Consider the following 21619-nt stretch of genomic DNA (forward strand, 5'->3'; position numbering starts at 1 on the left):
TGAGGGCGCCGCGTTGATCCTGGCTTCCCGCGTTATCGTTGACGTTCTTCGCGAGCAGGCTCGCTCCTACGGTAAATAATTATTCAGCCGGGTCTTTCGGGGTTTCAGTCTCGTCTGCTGCCACTTCACCTTCCGCATCCGGGTTCAGTGCGCCCGCCTCTTCATCGGCAGCGGCTTTCTTGCGTTGCAGCTTTTCCTCTTTCTTCTGTTCCTTGGCCAAGTCTCTCTGACGTTTGGCGAAGGAGTAATTAGGTTTGGCCATGGGCGATCCTCTTGGGTCGAAGGTGAGGGTGGGCGGCGCGCGGCTGCCTTGGGTCGCTATGGTAGCAGCTTAGCAGCGCGGTTGGCCTTCACTTACCGCTGGCGTAAGCGGCCAGCAGGCCGTTGAACAGTTGATTGAGGTACATGGCTGGGGCTCCAACGAATGATGGGCCGATGATATTCAGTTGCCACGCGGTTGGCTGGTAGATTGTGTTGATGAGTCTGATAGCCTAAAGTTGTATACAATCTGTTGATGCAGATCATAAGAACTCACGCCTGATTGAGGCACCCTTGTCGCAATACGCGTTATTCAACCCTGCCTTGGAGATTCACATGTTCGCCAAACTCGTTGCTGTTTCCCTGCTGACTCTGGCTAGCGGCCAGTTGCTTGCTGCAGAGTGCAAGGTCACTGTCGACTCCACTGACCAAATGTCCTTCAACACCAAAGCCATTGAAATCGACAAGAGCTGCAAGCAGTTCACCGTTGAGCTGACTCACTCCGGCAGCCTGCCAAAAAACGTCATGGGCCATAACTGGGTGCTGACCAGCGCCGCCAACATGCAGCCAGTGGCCACCGACGGCATGGCCGCCGGCATCGACAAGGATTACCTCAAGGCGGGCGACGACCGCATCATCGCCCACACCAAAATCATTGGTGCCGGCGAGAAAGATTCGGTGACCTTCGATGTGTCCAAACTGGCTGCGGGTACGGACTACGCGTTTTTCTGCTCGTTCCCGGGCCACATCTCGATGATGAAAGGCACTGTGGTCGTTAAATAACACTGCGTTATCGTTCATCGGGGGCAAGCCCCTCCCACATTCGACCGGCTTCTCATGCTCAAACTCGGTCAACTGTGGGAGGGGGCTTGCCCCCGATGGCATTTCAACACTCAACGCAACACTATCTGACCCACCTCAAGGCGCAAACGGCATGACCCGCTTGTGCTCCGTCTTGCGATAGGTCTCGCAGATAATCCTGAACGCTTCCTCACGCACGGGCTCACCGTGCAGGAACGCATCGATCTCGGCATAGGTCACGCCATGTGACGCTTCGTCCGGCTTGCCCGGTGACAGGTCCTCCAGGTCGGCGGTCGGGACTTTTTCCACCAACGACTCCGGCGCGCCGAAATGCCGCGCAATCGCGCGCACCTGGTTTTTCACCAGCCCGCTCAGCGGCGCCAGGTCGCAGGCGCCATCGCCAAACTTGGTGAAAAAGCCCATCACCGCTTCCGCCGCATGGTCGGTCCCGATCACCAGCCCACCGGCCGCGCCCGCGATGGTGTACTGCGCGACCATGCGCATGCGCGCTTTGGTGTTGCCCAGCACGAAATCGCGGGAGGCCGCCGGCTTGCCCTCGAAGGCCGCGACTTCATTGGCCAGTGCTTTGACCGCAGGGCCGATGTTGACGGTGTGGCGCTCGTCCGGCTCGATGAAGTCCACCGACGCCTGGGCTTCGTGTTCATCAAACTGGGTTTCGTAGGGCAGGCGCACGGAGATAAAGCGATAGGCCTCATCGCCACTGCTGGCGCGCAGCTCCTGCACCGCGCGCTGGGCCAAGAGGCCTGCGGTGAGGGAGTCGACACCGCCACTGATGCCCAGTACCAGCGACTTGAGCCCGGAATTGCGCAGGCAGTTCTGGATAAAGGCCACGCGCCTGGCGACTTCTGCTTCAAGCGCGGCCTGGTCTTTGAACGGCGCTTGCACCTTGAGCTGCTGCGCAATCTCACGCTGTACGGCTTGCATGATTCACTCCTTGCTGGATAGGGCAGGTACTTTGAAAACGTGACGCAAATAGGCGACGAAATTCGGGTCGGTGCAGTGGGTCTTGCCCGCTTCGTCGGAGATCTTGGCGACGGGCTGGCCATTGCAGGCGGTCATTTTAAGCACGATGCTCATCGGTTCCACCCCTGGAATATCGCAGGTCAGGTTGGTGCCGATGCCAAAGCTCACATTGATGCGGCCACGCAGCGCGCGGAAAATCTCCAGGGCCTTGGGCAGCGTCAGGCTGTCGGAGAACACCAAGGTCTTGCTCATCGGCTCGATGCCCAGCTTGTGGTAATGGGCGATGGCTTTTTCCGCCCACTGCACAGGGTCGCCGGAATCGTGGCGCAGGCCATCGAACAGCTTGGCGAAGTACAGATCGAAGTCGCCGAGGAACGCATCGGTAGTGATGCAGTCGGTCAGGGCGATGCCCAGCAGGCCTCGGTATTCGCGTACCCAGCAATCGAGGGCGGCGATCTGGCTGTCTATCAGGCGCGGGCCGAGTTGTTGGTGGGCCATGATCCATTCATGGGCCATGGTGCCCAGCGGCTTCATGTCGAATTCGCGGGCCAGGTGCACGTTGCTGGTGCCGACAAAACGCCCGGGGAAATCGTGCTTGAGTACGCTGACCACTTCTTCCTGCACCCGGTACGAGAAGCGTCGCCGCGTGCCGAAGTCGGCCACTTGCAGCTCCGACAGTTCGTCGCTGCTGGCATTGGCCGTCAGCCAGTCGAACTTGCGGTACAGCTGCTCGCGGGCCTGCTCCAGGATCACGGTCTGGTAGCGGTAGCGGTTGCGCACTTCGCTGACGATGGCCAGCATCGGCACTTCAAACAGGATCACGTGCAGCCACGGCCCGCGCAGGCGGATAAACAGCTCGCCATTTTCGATACCGGTTTGCACATAGCGCAGGTTGAAGCGGAACAGTCCCAGGAAACGCAGGAAGTCTGGTTTCATGAAGCTGATGCGTTCCAGGAAGCCCAATTGGTCCGGGCTCAGGCTCAACTCGGCGAGACGCTCGATCTGGTAGCGGATCTCCGCCAGATAAGGGCGCAGGTCTTCGCTGTTACGGCAACGAAACTCCCATTCAACTTCCACGTTCGGGTAGTTGTGCAGCACCGCCTGCATCATGGTCAGCTTGTAGAAGTCGGTGTCGAGCAGGTTCTGCACGATGCGATCGGCAAACACACTCTCGCTCATAACGGGAATCTCCAGACGGCTCGGCGATGGGCGCCGGCCTTTACGCACGATTGGGGTAGGGGGCTAGTGGCGCATAGACCCGTGGGGTTTTGCCAGTGATTTTTTTGCCAAGGCCACTGGCGCCATCGGGAGCAAGCCCCCTCCCACAGGTTGGAATGCATTTCAAAATGTGGGAGGGGGCTTGCTCCCCATGGCGATATTCCAGGCACTAGATAACCTGCTCCATCATCCACTTCACAAATTCGCGCACCTTCGGCACTTCCGCCGCGTGCTCCGGATAAGCCAGGTAATAGGCATCCTGACTCGGCATCGCATGCTGCCAGGGAATCACCAGCTTGCCGTCGGCCAGTTCCTCTTCCACCAGAAACCTAGGCAGCAGCGCCACGCCGCAGCCGACCTGCGCCGCGCGGATGCACATATAAAAGGTGTCAAAACGCGGCCCGTGGTAACTGTGCTCGGTGTGCAAACCCTGGCTGGCGAACCAGTCATGCCAGCCCTGGGGGCGCGAGGCGTTTTGCAGCAGCACCAGCTCGCTCAGTTGGGTGGGGTCGCTGAACGGCGTGGCCGGCAGGCTCTCTGGCGAACATACCGGTACAAGCTCTTCGCTGAACAACCTCAGGCTCTCGGTGCCGGGGCGTGAACCCTGGCCGAAATAAAACGCCAGGTCGGCCTTGCCTTGCAGCAGTTCATCCGGTTCCATGCTCGTTGCACAGGTCCAGATGGATCTGTGGATGACGCAGACGCCAGCCCTTGAGGCGCGGCACCAGCCAGCGTGCGCCGAAGGTGTAGGGCGTGGACACACGCAGTACTTCGGTTTCGCCGCCATAGGAGCGCAGGTAGTGGGTGGACATCTCCACTTGGGTGAGGATCTTGCGCACTTCCACCAGGTACAAGTCGCCCGCCGGGGTCATCTGCAAGCGGCGCCGCACTCGGCGAAACAGCAGGTGTTGCAGCAATTCTTCCAACTGCGCCACCTGTTTGCTCACCGCGCTTTGCGTGAGGTTCAGTTCCTCGGCGGCGCGGGTGAAGCTCAGATGGCGGGTGGCGGCTTCGAAACACTGCAGCGCAGTGATCGAGGGCAAATGTCTTCTGTTCAGCACGGCCTGCCTCTTTTTATTCTTTGCATGAATAAACGGAATGATATCTCGCCTAATCGTCGTTTGTTGGCAAGTCTTGGGCCAGCTACAAATAAGGCCTGGATCGCCGTGCCGGGCGCGGCGCACATTTTTCTGCTTGTGATTGAAGGAGTGACCCATGGTTGCCGCATTGCTTGACCGTCTCGGGGTAAACCCGGCGCTGTACCAGGCGGGCACACAGCCCGTGCATTCGCCGATCGATGGCAGCCGCATCGGCAGCGTGCACTGGGAAGGCGCCGCCGAGGTGGAGCAGCAGGTCAGTCGCGCCGAGCATGCATTCGAGGCCTGGCGCAAAGTACCGGCCCCGCGTCGCGGCGAGCTGGTGCGCCAGTTCGGCGATGTGTTGCGCCAGTACAAGGCCGACCTGGGCGAGCTGGTCTCCTGGGAAGCCGGCAAGATCACCCAGGAAGGCCTTGGCGAAGTGCAGGAAATGATCGACATCTGCGACTTCGCCGTCGGTTTGTCGCGTCAGCTCTACGGCTTGACCATTGCTTCCGAACGCCCGGGCCACCATATGCGTGAAACCTGGCACCCGCTGGGCGTGGTCGGCGTGATCAGCGCGTTCAACTTCCCGGTCGCCGTGTGGGCGTGGAATACCACGCTGGCGCTGGTGTGCGGCAATGCGGTGATCTGGAAGCCGTCGGAAAAGACCCCGCTCACCGCGCTGGCCTGCCAGGCGTTGTTTGAGCGCGTGTTGAAGAACTTCAAGGACGCACCGCCGTACCTCAGCCAAGTGATTATCGGCGGCCGCGACGCCGGCGCCGCGCTGGTGGATGACCCGCGCGTGGCGCTGATCAGCGCCACCGGCAGCACCCGCATGGGCCGCGAAGTGGCGCCCAAAGTCGCCGCGCGCTTTGCCCGCAGCATCCTCGAACTGGGCGGCAACAACGCGATGATCCTCGGCCCAAGCGCCGACCTGGACATGGCCGTGCGCGCCATCCTGTTCAGTGCGGTCGGCACCGCCGGCCAGCGTTGCACCACCCTGCGCCGACTGATCGCCCACGAATCGGTCAAGGCCGAAATCGTCACCCGCCTCAAGGCCGCCTACGCCAAGGTGCGCATCGGCCACCCGCTGGAAGGCAACCTGATCGGCCCGCTGATCGACAAGCACGGCTTCGACAACATGCAGGACGCGCTGGAGCAAGCCCTGAGCGAGGGCGGCAAGGTGTTCGGCGGCAAGCGCCAGCTCGAAGACCAGTTTCCCAACGCTTACTACGTGTCGCCGGCGATTGTGGAAATGCCCGAACAGAGCGACGTGGTGTGCACCGAAACCTTCGCACCGATTCTGTATGTGATCGGCTACACCGACTTCGCCGAAGCCCTGCGCCTGAACAACGCAGTGCCACAAGGCTTGTCGTCGTGCATTTTCACCACTGACGTGCGCGAAGCCGAGCAGTTCATGTCGGCGGTGGGCAGTGACTGCGGCATTGCCAACGTCAACATCGGCCCGAGTGGTGCCGAAATTGGCGGTGCGTTCGGCGGCGAGAAAGAGACCGGCGGCGGGCGTGAATCAGGCTCGGATGCATGGCGCGGGTATATGCGTCGCCAGACCAATACCGTGAACTACTCGCTGGAATTGCCATTGGCCCAAGGCATCACGTTCGACTGAAGCCTCAAGTCGAAGTGAAGGCAATGTGGGAGGGGGCTTGCCCCCGATAGCGGTGGGTCAGCTGTGTATTGGTTGGCTGACACGCCGCCATCGGGAGCAAGCCCCCTCCCACAGGGGATTTCATTTGTACTTCAAGGTTGTTGTTTGTTGGGTCTCATCGGAGTCTGGCAATGGCACTACGTGAAACATGTTTGTGGGAACACCTCACCCCCAGCCGTCCGGATCGCGCCGCGCTCAAGGGCGAGATCAAGGCGGATGTGTGCGTGATCGGCGCCGGTATCACCGGTTTGTCGGCAGCTATTCATTTGCTCGAGCAGGGCAAAAGCGTCGTCGTGCTGGAGGCCCATCGCACCGGGCACGGCGGTTCGGGGCGCAACGTCGGGCTGGTCAACGCTGGCCTGTGGATCCCGCCGGACGAGATCGAAGCCGGTTTCGGCGAAGCCGTGGGCAGTCAGCTTAATCGCATGCTCGGCGCTGCCCCGGCGCTGGTCTTCAGCCTGATCGACAAATACAACATCGACTGCCAATTGCGCCGCGAGGGCACCTTGCACATGGCGCACAACGCTCGCGGCGAGGCGGATTTGCGCAGTCGTGAAGAACAGTGGAAGCGCCGGGGCGCGCCGGTCGAGTTGCTGACCGGGCAAGCGTGCGAGCAAGCCACCGGCACCACCAAAATCGCCGCCGCGTTGCTGGACCGACGCGCCGGCACCTTGAACCCGATGGCCTACACCAGTGGCTTGGCGAATGCGGCCGTCGGATTGGGCGGGCAGTTATTCGATCACTCTCCTGTCACCCAGCTTGAGCGCCAGGGCTCCGACTGGCTGGTGCAGACGGCCCGAGGCGCGGTGCGCGCCGCACAAGTGGTGATCGCCTCCAATGCCTACACCGAAGGCGAATGGACCGAGCTGCGCCGTAACTTCTTCCCCGGTTATTACTATCAGGTCGCGTCGGCGCCGCTCATCGATGAAGCCGCCGCGCGCATCCTGCCTGGCGGCCAGGGCTCATGGGACACGCGCCAGGTGCTGAGCAGCATTCGCCGGGACGCTGAGGGTCGCCTGTTGCTCGGCAGCCTGGGCAACGGCAACCAGAAACCGGCCTGGTTCCTCAAGGCGTGGGCCGATCGAGTGCAGCAGCACTACTTCCCGTACCTCAAATCGGTGCAGTGGGAATACACCTGGACCGGCTGCATCGCTTTTACGCCCGATCACCTGATGCGCTTGTTCGAGCCGGCGCCCGGGCTGGTGGCAGTCACCGGTTATAACGGACGCGGGGTAACCACCGGCAGCGTGGTCGGCAAAGCGTTCGCCGACTACTTGTGTCACCAGAATCCCCAAGCGCTGCCGATCCCCTTTGCCCCGATGCAACCCTTGTCGGGCGCAGGCCTGCGCAGTTGCCTGTATGAAGCTGGCTTTTCTCTGTATCACGCGGGCCAATGCCTGCGGATCGTGATCTGATCCGCGAAATAGCGCGCAGAAGCCGGCATTTTCTTAGCCGGCTATCCATCTGTATTGGTGCAAGTCGTAGCAATCGCGCACTGTAAATGTGCAGTTCCGTTACGCACAGGGTTACAGGTCGCGGAGCTGTCGTTTATCGCTACGGTTGCAGGTTCCCTCGTTCGTGGTTGTACTTTTTTCGCTTGCTGGTTGCACCTGTCGAGGCTAGACGGTTGCACGTACTGGCAAAAGGACTCTAAACGCCTGTAATAACAATGACACCGTGTCTTTTTGAAGAATAAAAACGTAATGGCACGCGGCTTGCTCTGAGCTTTCGCTGAAAGGTTTGAATGCAAGTTGTCGTGCCAAAAATCAAAAATATCGGAGCACCACTCATGTCCCAGACGTTTTACAAGAAAGGTTTTCTGGCCCTCGCCGTTGCAGCGGCGCTGGGTGTTTCTACGTTTGTTCAAGCTGATGTGAAAATTGGTGTGGCAGGCCCTATGACGGGCGCCAACGCCGCTTTCGGTGAGCAGTACATGAAGGGTGCCCAGGCGGCAGCCGATGAGGTCAACAAGGCGGGTGGCATCAACGGCGAGAAGATCGTATTGGTGGCCGGCGATGACGCCTGCGAGCCAAAACAGGCAGTGGCGGTGGCCAACCGTCTGGCCGACCAGGACAAAGTGATCGGCGTGGTCGGGCACTTCTGCTCGTCCAACACCATCCCGGCGTCCGAGGTGTATGACGAAGCAGGCATCATCGCAATCACCCCGGGCTCTACCAACCCACAGGTGACCGAGCGCGGCCTGGGCGCCATGTTCCGCATGTGCGGGCGTGACGACCAGCAAGGCATCGTTGCCGGCGACTACATCGTCGACGTGCTCAAGGGCAAGAAAGTCGCGGTCATCAACGACAAGGACACCTACGGCAAAGGCCTGGCCGACGCCACCGCGGCTCAGTTGACCAAGCGCGGCGTGAAGCCGGTGCTGGAAGAAGGCCTGACCCGTGGCGAGAAAGACTTCAGCGCGCTGGTCACCAAGATCCGTTCCCTGGGCGCCGACGTTGTGTACTTCGGTGGCCTGCACCCTGAAGCCGGCCCGCTGGTTCGCCAGATCCGTGAAGCCGGCCTGAAAGACGTCAAGTTCATGTCCGATGACGGCGTGGTCACCGACGAACTGGTGGCGACCGCCGGTGGTGCGCAGTACGTGGATGGCGTGTACATGACCTTCGGCGCCGATCCGCGCCTGCTGCCGGACAGCAAGGCCGTGGTGGAACAATTCCGCAAAAACGGCACCGAGCCGGAAGGCTACACCCTGTACGCCTACGCCTCGATCCAGGCCCTGGCTGCCGGCTTCAACGGTGCCAAGTCCAACAAGGGCGAGGATGCTGCCAAGTGGTTGAAGGCTCACCCGGTTAAAACCGTCATGGGCGAAAAAGCCTGGGATGCCAAGGGCGACCTGAAAATCTCTGACTACGTGGTTTACCAGTGGGATAAAGACGGTAAATACCACCAGTTGGAAAAGCAGAAGTAAGCCGAACTGAATGCGGCACCTCTGTAGGAGCGAGCTTGCTCGCGAAAAACCCGAGAGCGACGCGGGCATTCAGGATGCCCGCGTCATCGTTGACGTTCTTCGCGAGCAAGCTCGCTCCTACAGGGGATGTTGCCAAGCCTCTGTTTTCCTCCAGAAGCGCCGCACACCCACCAGTGTGCAGGTGCTCACCGCGTGAGATTGCGTTATGGATGGTATTTTCCTGCAGCAACTGGTCAATGGCCTGACCCTCGGGTCGGTCTATGGCCTGATCGCCATCGGCTACACAATGGTCTATGGCATCATTGGCATGATCAACTTCGCCCACGGCGAGGTTTATATGATTTCCGCTTACCTCGCGGCGATCAGTCTGGCACTGCTGGCTTACTTCGGCATCGAATCCTTCCCGCTGCTCATTCTCGGCACCCTGATCTTCACTGTTGTCGTCACCGGCGTGTACGGCTGGGTCATCGAGCGTGTTGCCTACAAACCGCTGCGTAACTCCACCCGACTGGCTCCGCTGATCAGCGCCATCGGCATTTCGCTGATCCTGCAGAACTACGCGCAGATCGCCCAGGGCGCCAAGCAACAAGGCATTCCCACCCTGCTGGCCGGCGCCTGGCGCGTCGATATCGGCACCGGGTTCGTACAACTGACCTACACCAAAGTGTTCATCCTCGTGGCGGCATTCGCCGGCATGGCGTTGCTCACCTACATCATCAAATACACCAAGCTTGGCCGCATGTGCCGGGCCACCCAGCAAGACCGCAAGATGGCCTCGATCCTGGGCATCAACACCGACCGCGTGATCTCCTACGTATTCGTCATCGGTGCCGCCATGGCCGCGCTGGCCGGCGTGCTGATCACCCTCAATTACGGCACCTTCGACTTCTATGCCGGCTTCATCATCGGCATCAAGGCATTTACCGCAGCGGTACTCGGCGGCATCGGCTCCCTGCCTGGGGCGATGCTCGGCGGGATCATCCTGGGTATTTCCGAGTCGCTGTTCTCGGGGTTGATCAACTCCGACTACAAAGACGTGTTCAGTTTCTCCCTGCTGGTGGTGATTCTGATTTTCCGTCCCCAGGGCCTGCTTGGTCGCCCACTCGTGGCGAAGGTGTAAACATGTCTGCTGCCAAATCTATCGATATCAAGAAAAGTGTGGTCGATACGGTCCTCGCCGGGCTGATTTCCCTGATCGTGTTCGGTCCGATCGTCGGCGTGGTACTCGACGGCTACAGCTTCAACCTGGAACCGGCGCGCGTGGCCACGCTGGTCGCCATTGTGATGATCGGGCGCTTTGCCCTCAGCCTGTTCCTGCAAACCCCCAAGGGCGTGAAGATCCTGCAGGGTTTCGAAAGCAGCGGCTCCGGCGTGCACGTGTTGCCGCCGGACTACAAGTCGCGGCTGCGCTGGATCATCCCGGCCCTGATCGTGATCGCCATCGTGTTCCCGATCTTCGCCAACAAGTACCTGCTGACCGTGGTGATCCTCGGGTTGATCTACGTCCTGCTCGGCCTGGGCTTGAACATCGTGGTGGGCCTGGCCGGTCTGCTCGACCTGGGTTACGTGGCGTTCTACGCCATCGGCGCCTACGGCCTGGCGCTGGGTTACCAATACCTTGGCCTGGGGTTCTGGACGGTGCTGCCGCTGGCGGCCATCGCGGCGGCGCTGGCGGGGTGCATACTCGGCTTCCCGGTGCTGCGAATGCACGGTGACTACCTGGCCATCGTGACCCTGGGCTTCGGTGAAATCATCCGCCTGGTGCTCAACAACTGGCTGTCGTTCACCGGTGGCCCGAACGGCATGCCGGTGCCTTCGCCGACCTTCCTGGGGCTCGAGTTCGGCAAGCGTGCCAAGGATGGCGGCATTCCGTTCCACGAGTTCTTCGGCATCGATTACAACCCCAACATCAAGTTCATGTTCATCTACATCGTGCTGTTCCTGGTGGTGCTGGCCGTGCTGTACATCAAGCACCGCCTGACGCGCATGCCGGTCGGCCGCGCCTGGGAAGCCCTGCGCGAAGACGAGATCGCTTGCCGCTCCATGGGCCTGAACCATGTGCTGGTCAAGCTCTCGGCGTTCACCATCGGGGCCTCCACGGCCGGTTTGGCCGGGGTGTTCTTCGCCAGCTACCAGGGCTTCGTCAATCCGTCGTCGTTCACCTTCTTCGAATCGGCATTGATCCTGGCCATCGTGGTATTGGGCGGCATGGGCTCCACGGTCGGTGTGGTGATCGCGGCGTTCGTGCTGACCGTTGCGCCGGAACTGCTGCGCAGCTTCTCCGAGTACCGGGTGCTGCTCTTTGGCGTGTTGATGGTGGTGATGATGATCTGGCGACCGCGCGGTTTGATCCGCATCAGCCGTACCGGTGTGACACCACGTAAAGGAGTGGCGCCATGAGCAAGGAAGTCGTCCTTTCCGTTGAACATCTGATGATGCACTTCGGTGGCATCAAGGCCTTGAGCGACGTGAGCCTCAAGGTCAAGCGCAACTCGATCTTCGCCCTGATCGGCCCCAACGGCGCAGGCAAGACCACCGTGTTCAACTGCCTCACCGGTTTCTACAAAGCCAGTGGCGGCAAGATCGAACTCAACGTGCGTGGCAAGCAGACCAATGTGATCCAGTTGTTGGGCGAGCGCTTCCAGGCCGCCGATTTCGTGTCGCCGAAAAGCTTCCTCAGCCGGGTGTACTACAAGATGTTCGGCGGCACTCACCTGGTGAACCGCGCCGGCCTGGCGCGCACCTTCCAGAACATTCGCCTGTTCAAGGAAATGTCGGTGCTGGAAAACCTGCTGGTGGCCCAGCACATGTGGGTCAACCGCAACATGCTCGCCGGTATCCTCAACACCAAGGGCTACCGCAAGGCTGAAAGCGATGCGCTCGACCATGCGTTCTACTGGCTGGAAGTGGTGGACCTGGTGGACTGCGCCAACCGCCTCGCCGGTGAGCTTTCCTACGGCCAGCAGCGCCGCCTGGAAATCGCCCGCGCGATGTGCACGCGACCGCAGATCATCTGCCTGGATGAACCGGCAGCCGGCCTCAACCCTCAGGAAACCGAAGCCCTCAGCGCGATGATTCGCCTGCTGCGCGACGAACACGACCTCACAGTGGTGCTGATCGAACACGACATGGGCATGGTGATGAGTATTTCCGACCACATCGTGGTGCTGGACCACGGCAACGTGATTGCCGAAGGCGGGCCGGATGCGATCCGCAACGACCCGAAAGTGATTGCCGCCTACCTGGGCGCGGACGAAGAGGAACTCGTATGAGCGGGCCTATCCTCGAAATGAAGGACCTGGACGTGTACTACGGCCCGATCCAGGCCCTGAAGAAAGTCTCGCTGCACATCAACGAAGGCGAGACCGTCAGCCTGATCGGCTCCAACGGCGCGGGCAAATCCACGCTGCTGATGTCGATCTTTGGCCAGCCACGGGCCGAGTCGGGGCAGATCCTCTACAACGGCGTGGACATTACCCACAAGTCGTCCCACTACATCGCCTCCAACGGCATCGCGCAGTCGCCGGAAGGGCGGCGGGTATTCCCCGACATGACCGTCGAGGAAAACCTGCTGATGGGCACCATCCCCATTGGCGACAAGTTCGCCCAGGAAGACATGCAGCGCATGTTCGAGCTGTTTCCGCGGCTCAAGGAGCGGCGTAACCAGCGCGCGATGACCATGTCCGGCGGCGAACAGCAAATGCTCGCCATCGCCCGCGCACTGATGAGCCGGCCCAAGCTGTTGCTGCTCGATGAACCCAGCCTGGGCCTGGCGCCGATTGTGGTGAAGCAGATCTTTTCCACCCTGCGCGAGCTGGCATCCACCGGGATGACCATCTTTTTGGTGGAGCAGAACGCCAACCACGCCCTGCGCCTGTCGGACCGAGCGTACGTGATGGTCAACGGCGAGATTCGCCTGACGGGCACCGGCAAGGAACTGCTGGTAAACGAGGAAGTGCGCAACGCCTACCTCGGCGGCCACTGATCTAAATACCATGCAGCCCCCTGTGGGAGGGGGGCAAGCCCTAATTTTTCGTAGGAGCGAGCTTGCTCGCGAAGAACTCAGGCCCCCCGCGTTTATCCAGAATGAGCGCGTTGCCTGGACGTTTTTCGCGAGCAAGCTCGCTCCTACATTGAGCCACTTTCGCTTAACTGACCGGTATCAGGGCGAGTCCCCCCACCTTGTTTTGTGTAATCCCCAGCGCCCTCGCCAAATTGTGGAAAACAAATCCAGCCCGCCTCCAAAGCGCGACATATAGCCGCCGCAAATCCCTGTTTTGTCACAGTTTTGACTTGTCCCCATCCGCTGTGGAACCGGCTGTGGGTAACGTGGGAGTAGCTGGCTGCAGGCCTTTAAAAACGTGGCTTGCAGAGGTGTGGTTGTTATTTGATCAGGCGTTTTTTCGCGAGCTGCCGAGGGGTTTGTCAACCTGTTTAAAGACACAGGTATGTGACGGTTTCATGTCACGTATGCCTGTGGATAAGTCTGTGACTAAACTCTGGAAAGACTGCCGCAGAGGCCGGAATGACTGGCCTGGAGCCATCGTCCAGATTGTCACCGGAAAAAATCCCTACATACGGCCCCGTTCAGGTCAAGCAAAAAACTTTCTAAAACCACCTGCAAGCCTTGTATAACGCGGCTCGTGGCGTTTTGCACTTGCCCCCAAAGACTGTGGGCGCAGTTGTGGATAACCTGCGCGTACATGGCTGCAGGCCACGATTTTCATGGCTCTGCCAGATATGGTTAAAAAGTGATCAGGCAAACGTGAAGGTGCGTGCATAGCGGTTGCCGCGAAGCCGGCGTAAGGGCATTCTGCTGGCAACTTTTTTCCGTTGCCCGCAAGGAGAACACCATGTCCGACACGCTGTTTATTACCGGCGCCACTTCAGGTTTCGGTGAAGCCTGCGCCCGCCGTTTTGCCGACGCCGGCTGGAAGCTGGTGCTCACCGGCCGGCGTGCCGAGCGCTTGAATGCGTTGGTCGAAGAGCTTTCCAAGCAGACCGAAGTGCACGGCCTGGTGGTGGATGTACGTGATCGCAAAGGCATGGAAGAGGCCATCGCCAACCTGCCGCCATCGTTCGCGACGTTGCGCGGGCTGATCAACAACGCCGGCCTCGCCGTGGGCACCGACCCTGCGCCCAAGTGCGACCTCGACGATTGGGAAACCATGGTCGACACCAACATCAAGGGGCTGCTGACGACCACTAACCTGCTGTTGCCACGCCTGATCGCCCATGGCCGTGGCGCGGGGATCATCAACCTGGGATCCATCGCTGGTAACTACCCTTATCCGGGCAGCCATGTGTACGGCGGCTCCAAGGCGTTCGTGAAACAGTTCTCGCTGAACCTGCGCTGTGACCTGCAAGGCACTGGCGTGCGGGTGACCAACATCGAGCCGGGCTTGTGCGAGAGCGAGTTTTCCCTGGTGCGTTTCGGCGGTGACCAGGCGCGCTATGACGCGACCTACGCAGGCGCCGAGCCGATCCAGCCGCAGGATATTGCCGACACGATCTTCTGGGTCATGAATACGCCGGCGCACGTGAACATCAACCGCTTGGAGCTGATGCCGGTGAGCCAGACCTGGGCTGGGTTTGCGATTGAGCGTGGGGCCAAGTAGGGCTTTACACCGAGTCGTCTGCATCGGGGGCAAGCCTCCTCCCACACTTGACTGTGTGAACCCGATCCAATGTGGGAGGGGGCTTGCCCCCGATGGCGTCAAATCTGCCAAAAACAGGGCATAAGGTACACTCCACCCCTGAAAACCCTCCGCACTGTGCGGTTTAAAGGTTTTGACGGGAGGAAATGTGAGTAACCGAGGTGAGCAGGCACTGCTCAAACAATCGACCATCCTGATGTTCGCAGTCGCGATCGCCGGGATTGTCACGGGTGTGATATCCGGCGCCCAATCCATTCTGTTCGACGGCTTTTTCTCGCTGATCGCCACCGCCATCAAGGTGCTGATGCTGATCACGGCCAAGCTGATCGCCAAGAAAAGCAACGAGCGTTTCCAGTTCGGCTACTGGCACCTGGAGCCCATGGTGCTGCTGATCGAAGGCAGTTTTCTGCTGCTGATCGCCATCTACGCGTTCCTCAATGGCGTGTTCGGCATCATCAATGGCGGACGCGAGATCGAGCTGGGCCTGGTGATCATTTACGCGGCGGTGTTTACCGTGGTGGAGTTCGCCTACTTCTTCTATGTGCGCTACCGCAACCGCAGCTTGAAATCCTCACTGATCCAGTTCGACAACATCAGCTGGCTGGTGGACGCAATGCTGTCGGTGGGCTTGTTGATCAGCTTTCTGGCGGCATTGTTGCTCAAGTCCCAAGGCTATGGCGAGTGGGCGGTGTACGTCGACCCGCTGATCCTGATTTTGCTGGCCCTGAGCATGCTGGCGCCGGCGTTCAAGATCCTGCGCCCGGCGTTGCGTGAGGTGCTGGGGATTGCCCCGGACCACCTGGATGACACCGTGCGTGAAGTAATGGATGCGGCCAAGGCCAGGCATGGCTTCGACGATTACGTGTCCTACGTGCAAAAGCACGGGCGCGCGCGGTTCATCGAAATTCATGTGGTGTTGCCGGTGGATTATCCGGTGGCTAACGTCGCCACCCTGGACCGGCTGCGCGAGGAGATATCCACAGGGCTTGGCACGCCGGATGCGGCGCGCTGGTTGACGATCAGTTTTACCGGGGATCGCAAGTGGATTGCGTGAGACCGAGGTGAGGCTATCGGGGGCAAGCCCCCTCCCACACTTGACGATGTGAACCCGATCCAATGTGGGAGGGGGCTTGCCCCCGATGAGGCCCTGAAACTCAACCCAGATGCCGGATCAGCCCCTGATAGCAAGTAGCCAAATGATAAGGCGTGGTAGAAGGCATGTCCCACCGGCTCACCACGCCCTGAGTATCCAGGCATTCGTGCCAGCCCTTGTCATGCAGGAAGTTGTTTTGCAGCGCCAGCAACTGGCGCTGCAACACCGCTTCGCTGCCGGGACGCAAGGTCAACGCCCGCAGGTATTCCGCCTGGGCCCAGATACGTTGCGTGCCGTCGCGCACGCTGCCGTCCAGGGCCAGCATGCCGCTGACCGCACCGCTGAACTTATCCACACCGTATTGCTCGGCGTACTCGAACGCCTGCGTCAGTGAGGCATGCAGCGCCGAACCGCGCAGCACCTCCGACGATTCGAGCAAAAAGAACCATTCGAACTGGTGCCCTGGCTCGAACCAGTTATCCACAGCGCCCAAGGGTTTTTCCATCATCACGCCGTGCTGGCGGTCGATAAAGCGCTTTTGCAGGGCGCCGGCCAGGTCCAGCAAGGCGCCGCGGGTGACGGCATCCTCACGCACTGCCAGCGTGGCGAGAAAGCTTTCGGCGAGGTGCATCAGCGGGTTCTGCAAGGGGCCGGAAGCAAGGCTCGACCAGTTGCGCTCCAGCACCGCTTCATACAGGCCGTCGCCCGTGGCAAAGCGTTCGGCGACCACCGCAAGCGCGGCATTGAGCACCGACTCCACCAGCGGTTCGTGCACTTTGGCCCAGTAATGGGCGCAGGCGAAAATGATGAAGGCGTGGGTGTAGAGGTCTTTGCGTTTATCCAGCGGTTGCCCGGCCGGGTCGATGCTGTAGAACCAGCCGCCGTGTTCGGCGTCATGGAAGTGCCGCTGCAGGGAACGAAACAGCGCGGCGGCGCGTTCATCGGCAAAGGCCGCACCGGGTTCGCCGATCAGGCTGGCGAACAGGTACAACTGCCGGGCGCAGGCCATGGCGCGGTAGCGTTGCGGGGGCAGCGGGTGATGGTCGGCATCCAGTGCTTCGTACGGCAACGCCAGGTCGGCATTCCAGCCCGGACCTTGCCAGAGCGGCACGATCAGGTCGTGGAAGTGCGTGAGCACGGAATTCAAGAGAGGTTGGGGCATCGGCTGGCGTCGTCACGGCAGGGGTGTGGCGCGCATGGTATCAGGCTTGGGAACTGTGTTGTCTGTGGTACCGCTATCGGGGGCAAGCCCCCTCCCACATTTGAATGTATTCACACATCAAAGTGTGGGAGAGGGCTTGCCCCCGATGAGGCCCTCAGCAGCGCTGAAGATCAGCCTGCCAGCAACCAGACCCCAGTTGCCGCAGAAGCAGCCCCTGCCACTCGCACCAACGGCGCCGCTGCCGCCGGCAGCAAGCGCACCACGGCATAACCCGCCGCGTGCAGCGCTGCGGTCGCGCCGACAAATCCGGCCGCATACGCCCAGGGGCTGGACATGTCCGGCAGCTCCAGGCCATGGGCCACGCCGTGAAACAGCGCAAACAACGCCGTCGCACCCACCGCCACAAACAACGGTGGCCGCACCGCCAGCGCCACCGCGAGACCCAGGGCCAGCACCGATGCGGCAATCCCGCTTTCCAGCGCCGGCAGGCGCAGGCCTTCGAAACCCAGCAGGCCGCCGATCAACATGGTGCCGACAAACGCGCAAGGCAGCGCCCAACGTGCAGGGCCTTTTTGCTGCGCCGCCCACAGCCCGACCGCGACCATGGCCAGCAGGTGGTCGAGACCGCCCAGCGGGTGGCTGATGCCGGCAACCAGGCCATTGTCACCGTGGCCCGGGTGAGCAAAGGCCAGGGCGGGGGCCAGCAGCAAAGCAGCGGCGGTGAACAGTTTCTTGAGTTTCATAAACAGGCTCCGTAGGAAAATCAGGCAGCAGTCAACAGACCTTGACGTTCGATAAAGGCGACGATTTCATCCAGGCCGACGCCGGTTTTCTGGTTGCTGAACACAAAGGGTTTGCCATTGCGCATGCGTTGGGTGTCGCTGTTCATCAACTCCAGCGAGGCACCCACCAGCGGCGCGAGGTCGATTTTGTTGATCACCAGCAGGTCGGATTTGCAAATACCGGGCCCACCCTTGCGCGGCAGCTTGTCGCCGGCCGACACATCGATCACGTAGATAGTCAGGTCTGACAGTTCGGGGCTGAACGTCGCCGACAGGTTGTCGCCGCCGGACTCCACCAGAATCAGGTCCAGGCCGGGAAAGCGGCGGTTGAGCTGGTCTACCGCTTCCAGGTTGATCGAAGCATCTTCGCGGATCGCCGTGTGCGGGCAGCCGCCGGTTTCCACACCGATGATGCGTTCTGGCGCGAGGGCCTGGTTGCGCACCAGGAAGTCGGCGTCTTCGCGGGTGTAGATGTCGTTGGTAACCACCGCCAGGTTGTAGCGCTCACGCAGCGCCAGGCACAGGGCGAGTGTCAGGGCGGTCTTGCCGGAGCCTACCGGGCCGCCGATGCCGACGCGCAGGGGTTGTGTGTTCATATCGGGTTCTCCAAAAAAGCCTCAGGAACGGAACAGGCGGCTGTACTGGCGCTCGTGGGCCATGCACGCCAAAGACAGGCCGAAGGCGGCGCTGCCCAGATGATCGGGTTCGATGTGACCGGCCGCCTGCTGGGCCTGCTGCAACAACGGCAGCAGCTCGCTGGTCAGGCGCTGTGCGGCCTGTTGGCCCAGAGGCAGGGTCTTCATCAGCACGGCCAATTGATTTTCCAGCCAGCTCCATAGCCAGGCGGCGAGGGCGTCGTCGGGGCTGATTGCCCAGGCCCGCGCGGCCAGCGCCCAGCCAAGCGCCAGATGGGGTTCGGGGTGCTGGTCAAGGAAGCCACGGGCGGCGGTGTCCAGCTCCGGCAAGCCAGCGAGCAGTTGTTGCAGGGAGTAGCCCATTTGCCGGCTTTCCTGATACAGCTCGCGGGTTTCGCGGCTGGCACGGTGTTCTTCACACAACTGCGCCAGGCGTGGCCATGCCTGGTCAGCGGCGGCGCGGCAGTGGGCCAGCAGCAACGGCGCTTCGAACCGAGCGAGGTTGAGCAGCAATTGATCGCTGATCCAGCGCCGCGCGCTGGCGGCATCGTTGACGCGGCCGTTCTCCACGGCCATTTCCAGACCCTGTGAATAGCTGTAGCCGCCAATCGGCAACTGCGGACTGGCCAGGCGCAACAGCGCCCAGGCTGGGTTCATGGACGCACGCCGAACTGATGCAGCTTGGGTGCGTAGTTGAAATCTTCATCGCCATGCCGCGAGTGGTGATGACCGCCGCCGTAGGCGCCGTGTTCGGGCTGGAAGGGCGCCTCGATGGTTTGCGCATCGGCGCCCAGCTGTTCGAGCATCGCCTTGAGCACATAGTCATCGAGCAGGCGCAGCCAGCCATCGCCGACCTGCAGGGCCACATGGCGATTGCCCAGGTGATAGGCGGCGCGGGTCAGTTCGAACGCGTTGCGGCAGGTGACGTGTAGCAGTTGTTCAGGGCGTGCGCAGACGCGTACGACACGTCCGTCTTCGGCCTGTAGGAATTCGCCATCATGCAGCGGCGGTTGCCCGCGCTCCAAAAACAAGCCGACGTCTTCTCCGTCAGCACTGAAACAGCGCAAGCGGCTTTTGCTGCGGGCTTCGAAGTTGAGCAGCAGTTCGGCGGCCCAGAGGGCCTGCGGGGCGATTCGGCGGTGGATCACCAGCATCGGAAGGTTTCCAGCTATGAACGATAAGGGAGCTAGAGCAAGGGCCTTGCCAACCGCGCAGGCGTGTAGGAAATCCGTGTAGGCAATTGCGGTATTGCCACCGAATAGGGCGTCAGCTCATTCACAAAATGTTTCAAATTGGTGCGTGCTGAAAGGTATAGCACCGGAGGAGGGCGTTTTGCGCGCAAAGCGGCGGGTGTCTGCATGAAACTTTTTTCATCTTCTTCGTTGCGGCAGCTTTGGGAATTTTCCTACATGGCGTGAGGATTTGGAGTTCAAGGCCTTACTTCGCGGTTGCTTAACATTCGCGCCGAATTTAACTCACCGCGATGTTTATCATGTTCAAGTCATTTATCTGCCTGGTTGTCGTCAGCCTGTCCTGTTTTATCAATTCTGCCGCTGCCAGTTTCCAGCATCGGGCACCCTTCGACGCTTCATTGCAATCCTCGCCGGTTGAGAATGTGATCGACCGGGCCCACCAACTGTTGGGCACGCCTTACAAGTGGGGCGGTACGTCGGCAAAGCAGGGTTTCGATTGCAGCAGCCTGCTGGTTTATCTGTTCAAGACCCAAGCCAATATCCAGTTGCCGCGCACGACCCAAGCGATGCATCGCTCCACCGCCGCCACCATCGGGCGCAACGCGCTCAAGCCGGGGGATGCGGTGTTCTTCAAAGGCAATGGGCGTGGGCAGGTCAGCCATGTCGGCCTTTATATAGGCGAAGGCAAATTCATCCATTCACCGCGTGCCGGCAAGAACGTGCGTATCGATTCGTTGAGCAATCGTTACTGGGACAAGAACTACACCACCGCCAAGCGCTTTCATAAGGCCGGTTGATCCGGTTACTCGGTGCTGCCCAGGCCTTGCCAATGTTTGAGGCCGATAAAGATAAAGCGCAATTGCTGGGTGATCTTCGCCTGAGGCGTGAGGTGGGCAGGCAGGGCGTGAGCCGGTGGGTCGATGATATCGGGCAGGGTGGCGAACACACTTTTGACGATGAGGTCGGCCATCACGTGCAACCCCTCGGCATCCAGGTGCTGCAGCTTGGGCATGCGCGTGAGGTCGGCCGCAAGGTCCGTGGTGATGTCTTCGCGCAGGGCTCCGATGGCTTGGCGCACGGCCAGGCAACCGCCATATTGTTCGCGGGCCAGGAACAGAAATTGGGAACGGTTCGCCGAGACCACGTCGAGAAAGATCCGCACGGACGCATCGATGATCCCGCCCATGACGAATTCGTTGTGGCGCACCAGGCGAATCGTGGCGCGGAAGGTCTGGCCGACTTCACTGACCAGTACCAGCCCGAGCTGGTCCATGTCGGCGAAATGGCGATAGAAGCCGGTGGGCACGATGCCCGCTGTCTTGGCTACTTCACGCAGGCTCAGGCTGCCAAACCCACGGCCGCACTCCATCAAATGACGAGCAGCGTCCATCAAGGCGAGGCGAGTCTGTTGCTTTTGTTCGGCACGGGGCAGCATGAGCGGATGGGCTTTGTCGGCAAGTACAGCGACGCACTCTAGCAAAACCGCTTCGCTGGCGTCGAACCTGGCAGGGGGCAGACGTGACGCGGTCTATAGAAAAGCGAAAGCCCGATCGACTGATCGGGCTTTTTTATGGGCCACCATGGGCTCAGCTCTGTGCTTGATGCAGTTCTTCCAGACGGTCGGCACCGCCTTCGGCAATACCCTGGGTGTAGGCGCGATCATTGGCTTGCTCGGCGCCGCCTTCGACCAGACCTTTTTCTTGCAGGCGGTCGTTACCACCTTCGGTCAGGCCTTCGGTGTAGGCGCGTTTGTTGGCCTGTTCCGAACCGTTTTCAGCGACAGCGCCTTTGGCGTAGTCACGGTTTTCGTCTTCTTGCGAACCGCTGCGCGCCACGGTCTGGGCGGACTGGACGGCTTGGGCCTTGTTCTGTGGAGTGGCCTGTTCGGCGGCTGGCAGGGCAAAGGCACTGGAAGCCAGGATGGATAACAGGACGGTAGCGAGTACTTGGCGTTTCATGATGGTTGCTCCTTGGGAGGGCGATAAAGTGGGTACAGGGCTAATGCTACTCTTGATAAGTCGATATAAAAGTTCATAAACACAATGGTAATAATCAACAGAATTGATTGTTCTCACCGGAGGCTCTAGAACGCGCCTCTCAAGCACGCGGTTTTGCACCGGTGTGGGTATTTTCGACACGAACCTGGGTAACAATGGTGCGCTGGG

The 21619-nt window shown here is 60.7% G+C and carries 21 protein-coding genes and 1 pseudogene; 11 read left to right on the forward strand and 11 right to left on the reverse strand.

Annotated elements, in window-relative coordinates; genetic code table 11:
* Positions 1–79 precede the first annotated feature (79 nt).
* A complete protein-coding gene (locus QF045_RS05670) occupies positions 80–262 on the reverse strand; it encodes a hypothetical protein (RefSeq protein WP_057724239.1) in 183 nt (60 codons plus the stop codon).
* Between the two features lie 332 nt (positions 263–594).
* Between QF045_RS05670 and azu the strand changes: the two genes are divergently transcribed.
* A complete protein-coding gene (azu, locus tag QF045_RS05675) occupies positions 595–1041 on the forward strand; it encodes an azurin (RefSeq protein WP_306491389.1) in 447 nt (148 codons plus the stop codon).
* Positions 1042–1176: 135 nt separating this feature from the next.
* Here azu and nadE read toward each other — a convergent pair whose 3' ends face one another.
* The 3 genes and pseudogenes from nadE to QF045_RS05690 all read right to left on the reverse strand — a co-directional run bounded on the left by nadE (position 1177) and on the right by QF045_RS05690 (position 4322).
* A complete protein-coding gene (gene nadE, locus QF045_RS05680; protein WP_306491390.1) occupies positions 1177–2004 on the reverse strand; it encodes an ammonia-dependent NAD(+) synthetase in 828 nt (275 codons plus the stop codon).
* A 3-nt stretch (positions 2005–2007) separates the two neighbouring features.
* Positions 2008–3222 carry a nicotinate phosphoribosyltransferase gene (gene pncB / locus QF045_RS05685; protein WP_124361042.1) on the reverse strand — a complete coding sequence of 405 codons (1215 nt, stop codon included), beginning with the start codon at positions 3220–3222 and terminating at the stop codon, positions 2008–2010.
* Positions 3223–3430: 208 nt separating this feature from the next.
* Positions 3431–4322, reverse strand: a pseudogene (locus tag QF045_RS05690) (LysR family transcriptional regulator).
* A 154-nt stretch (positions 4323–4476) separates the two neighbouring features.
* Between QF045_RS05690 and QF045_RS05695 the strand changes: the two are divergent.
* The 9 genes from QF045_RS05695 to QF045_RS05735 all read left to right on the forward strand — a co-directional run bounded on the left by QF045_RS05695 (position 4477) and on the right by QF045_RS05735 (position 15643).
* On the forward strand, positions 4477–5967 hold the full coding sequence (locus QF045_RS05695; protein WP_306491391.1) for an aldehyde dehydrogenase family protein: 1491 nt from the start codon (positions 4477–4479) through the stop codon (positions 5965–5967).
* A 170-nt stretch (positions 5968–6137) separates the two neighbouring features.
* Entirely contained in the window at positions 6138–7421 is a 1284-nt protein-coding gene (locus QF045_RS05700) for an FAD-binding oxidoreductase (protein ID WP_306491392.1), read from the forward strand.
* Between the two features lie 374 nt (positions 7422–7795).
* A complete protein-coding gene (locus QF045_RS05705; protein WP_306491393.1) occupies positions 7796–8932 on the forward strand; it encodes a branched-chain amino acid ABC transporter substrate-binding protein in 1137 nt (378 codons plus the stop codon).
* 205 nt (positions 8933–9137) lie between these two features.
* A complete protein-coding gene (locus QF045_RS05710) occupies positions 9138–10052 on the forward strand; it encodes a branched-chain amino acid ABC transporter permease (RefSeq protein WP_003188099.1) in 915 nt (304 codons plus the stop codon).
* 2 nt (positions 10053–10054) lie between these two features.
* Positions 10055–11332: a high-affinity branched-chain amino acid ABC transporter permease LivM gene (gene livM / locus QF045_RS05715; protein WP_306491394.1), complete on the forward strand. Its 1278-nt coding sequence runs from the start codon at positions 10055–10057 to the stop codon at positions 11330–11332.
* Positions 11329–12204, forward strand: a complete 876-nt coding sequence (locus tag QF045_RS05720; RefSeq protein ID WP_306491395.1) for an ABC transporter ATP-binding protein — start codon at positions 11329–11331, stop codon at positions 12202–12204. The genes livM and QF045_RS05720 overlap by 4 nt, the downstream gene beginning before the upstream one ends.
* Positions 12201–12917 carry an ABC transporter ATP-binding protein gene (locus tag QF045_RS05725; RefSeq protein ID WP_306491396.1) on the forward strand — a complete coding sequence of 239 codons (717 nt, stop codon included), beginning with the start codon at positions 12201–12203 and terminating at the stop codon, positions 12915–12917. The genes QF045_RS05720 and QF045_RS05725 overlap by 4 nt, the downstream gene beginning before the upstream one ends.
* 868 nt (positions 12918–13785) lie before the next feature.
* Positions 13786–14550: an SDR family oxidoreductase gene (locus QF045_RS05730; RefSeq protein ID WP_306491397.1), complete on the forward strand. Its 765-nt coding sequence runs from the start codon at positions 13786–13788 to the stop codon at positions 14548–14550.
* 187 nt (positions 14551–14737) lie between these two features.
* Entirely contained in the window at positions 14738–15643 is a 906-nt protein-coding gene (locus QF045_RS05735) for a cation diffusion facilitator family transporter (protein WP_306491398.1), read from the forward strand.
* A 100-nt stretch (positions 15644–15743) separates the two neighbouring features.
* Here the strand turns inward: QF045_RS05735 and QF045_RS05740 are convergent, their stop codons facing one another.
* The 5 genes from QF045_RS05740 to ureE form a co-directional block, all read right to left on the reverse strand.
* The gene (locus tag QF045_RS05740; RefSeq protein WP_306491399.1) at positions 15744–16844 is read right to left on the reverse strand and encodes an AGE family epimerase/isomerase; all 1101 of its coding nucleotides are present in this window, start codon (positions 16842–16844) and stop codon (positions 15744–15746) included.
* Between the two features lie 170 nt (positions 16845–17014).
* A complete protein-coding gene (locus tag QF045_RS05745; RefSeq protein ID WP_306491400.1) occupies positions 17015–17587 on the reverse strand; it encodes a HupE/UreJ family protein in 573 nt (190 codons plus the stop codon).
* Positions 17588–17607: 20 nt separating this feature from the next.
* Positions 17608–18222, reverse strand: coding sequence for an urease accessory protein UreG (gene ureG / locus QF045_RS05750; RefSeq protein ID WP_057724209.1), 615 nt, complete (start codon positions 18220–18222; stop codon positions 17608–17610).
* Positions 18223–18243: 21 nt separating this feature from the next.
* Positions 18244–18918, reverse strand: a complete 675-nt coding sequence (locus tag QF045_RS05755) for an urease accessory protein UreF (protein WP_306491401.1) — start codon at positions 18916–18918, stop codon at positions 18244–18246.
* Positions 18915–19415, reverse strand: coding sequence for an urease accessory protein UreE (ureE, locus tag QF045_RS05760; protein WP_306491402.1), 501 nt, complete (start codon positions 19413–19415; stop codon positions 18915–18917). Before ureE ends, QF045_RS05755 begins: the two co-directional genes overlap by 4 nt.
* A 338-nt stretch (positions 19416–19753) precedes the next feature.
* Between ureE and QF045_RS05765 the strand changes: the two genes are divergently transcribed.
* Positions 19754–20251 (forward strand): C40 family peptidase, encoded by a 498-nt coding sequence (locus QF045_RS05765; RefSeq protein WP_306491403.1) that lies wholly within the window; start codon positions 19754–19756, stop codon positions 20249–20251.
* A gap of 5 nt (positions 20252–20256) precedes the next feature.
* Here QF045_RS05765 and QF045_RS05770 read toward each other — a convergent pair whose 3' ends face one another.
* Both QF045_RS05770 and QF045_RS05775 read right to left on the reverse strand, forming a co-directional pair.
* The gene (locus tag QF045_RS05770) at positions 20257–20889 is read right to left on the reverse strand and encodes a TetR family transcriptional regulator (protein ID WP_306491404.1); all 633 of its coding nucleotides are present in this window, start codon (positions 20887–20889) and stop codon (positions 20257–20259) included.
* Between the two features lie 151 nt (positions 20890–21040).
* Positions 21041–21412 (reverse strand): hypothetical protein, encoded by a 372-nt coding sequence (locus QF045_RS05775; RefSeq protein WP_306491405.1) that lies wholly within the window; start codon positions 21410–21412, stop codon positions 21041–21043.
* Positions 21413–21619: the final 207 nt, after the last annotated feature.

Source organism: Pseudomonas sp. W4I3 (genome assembly GCF_030816195.1).
In the GTDB taxonomy this organism is placed as follows: domain Bacteria; phylum Pseudomonadota; class Gammaproteobacteria; order Pseudomonadales; family Pseudomonadaceae; genus Aquipseudomonas.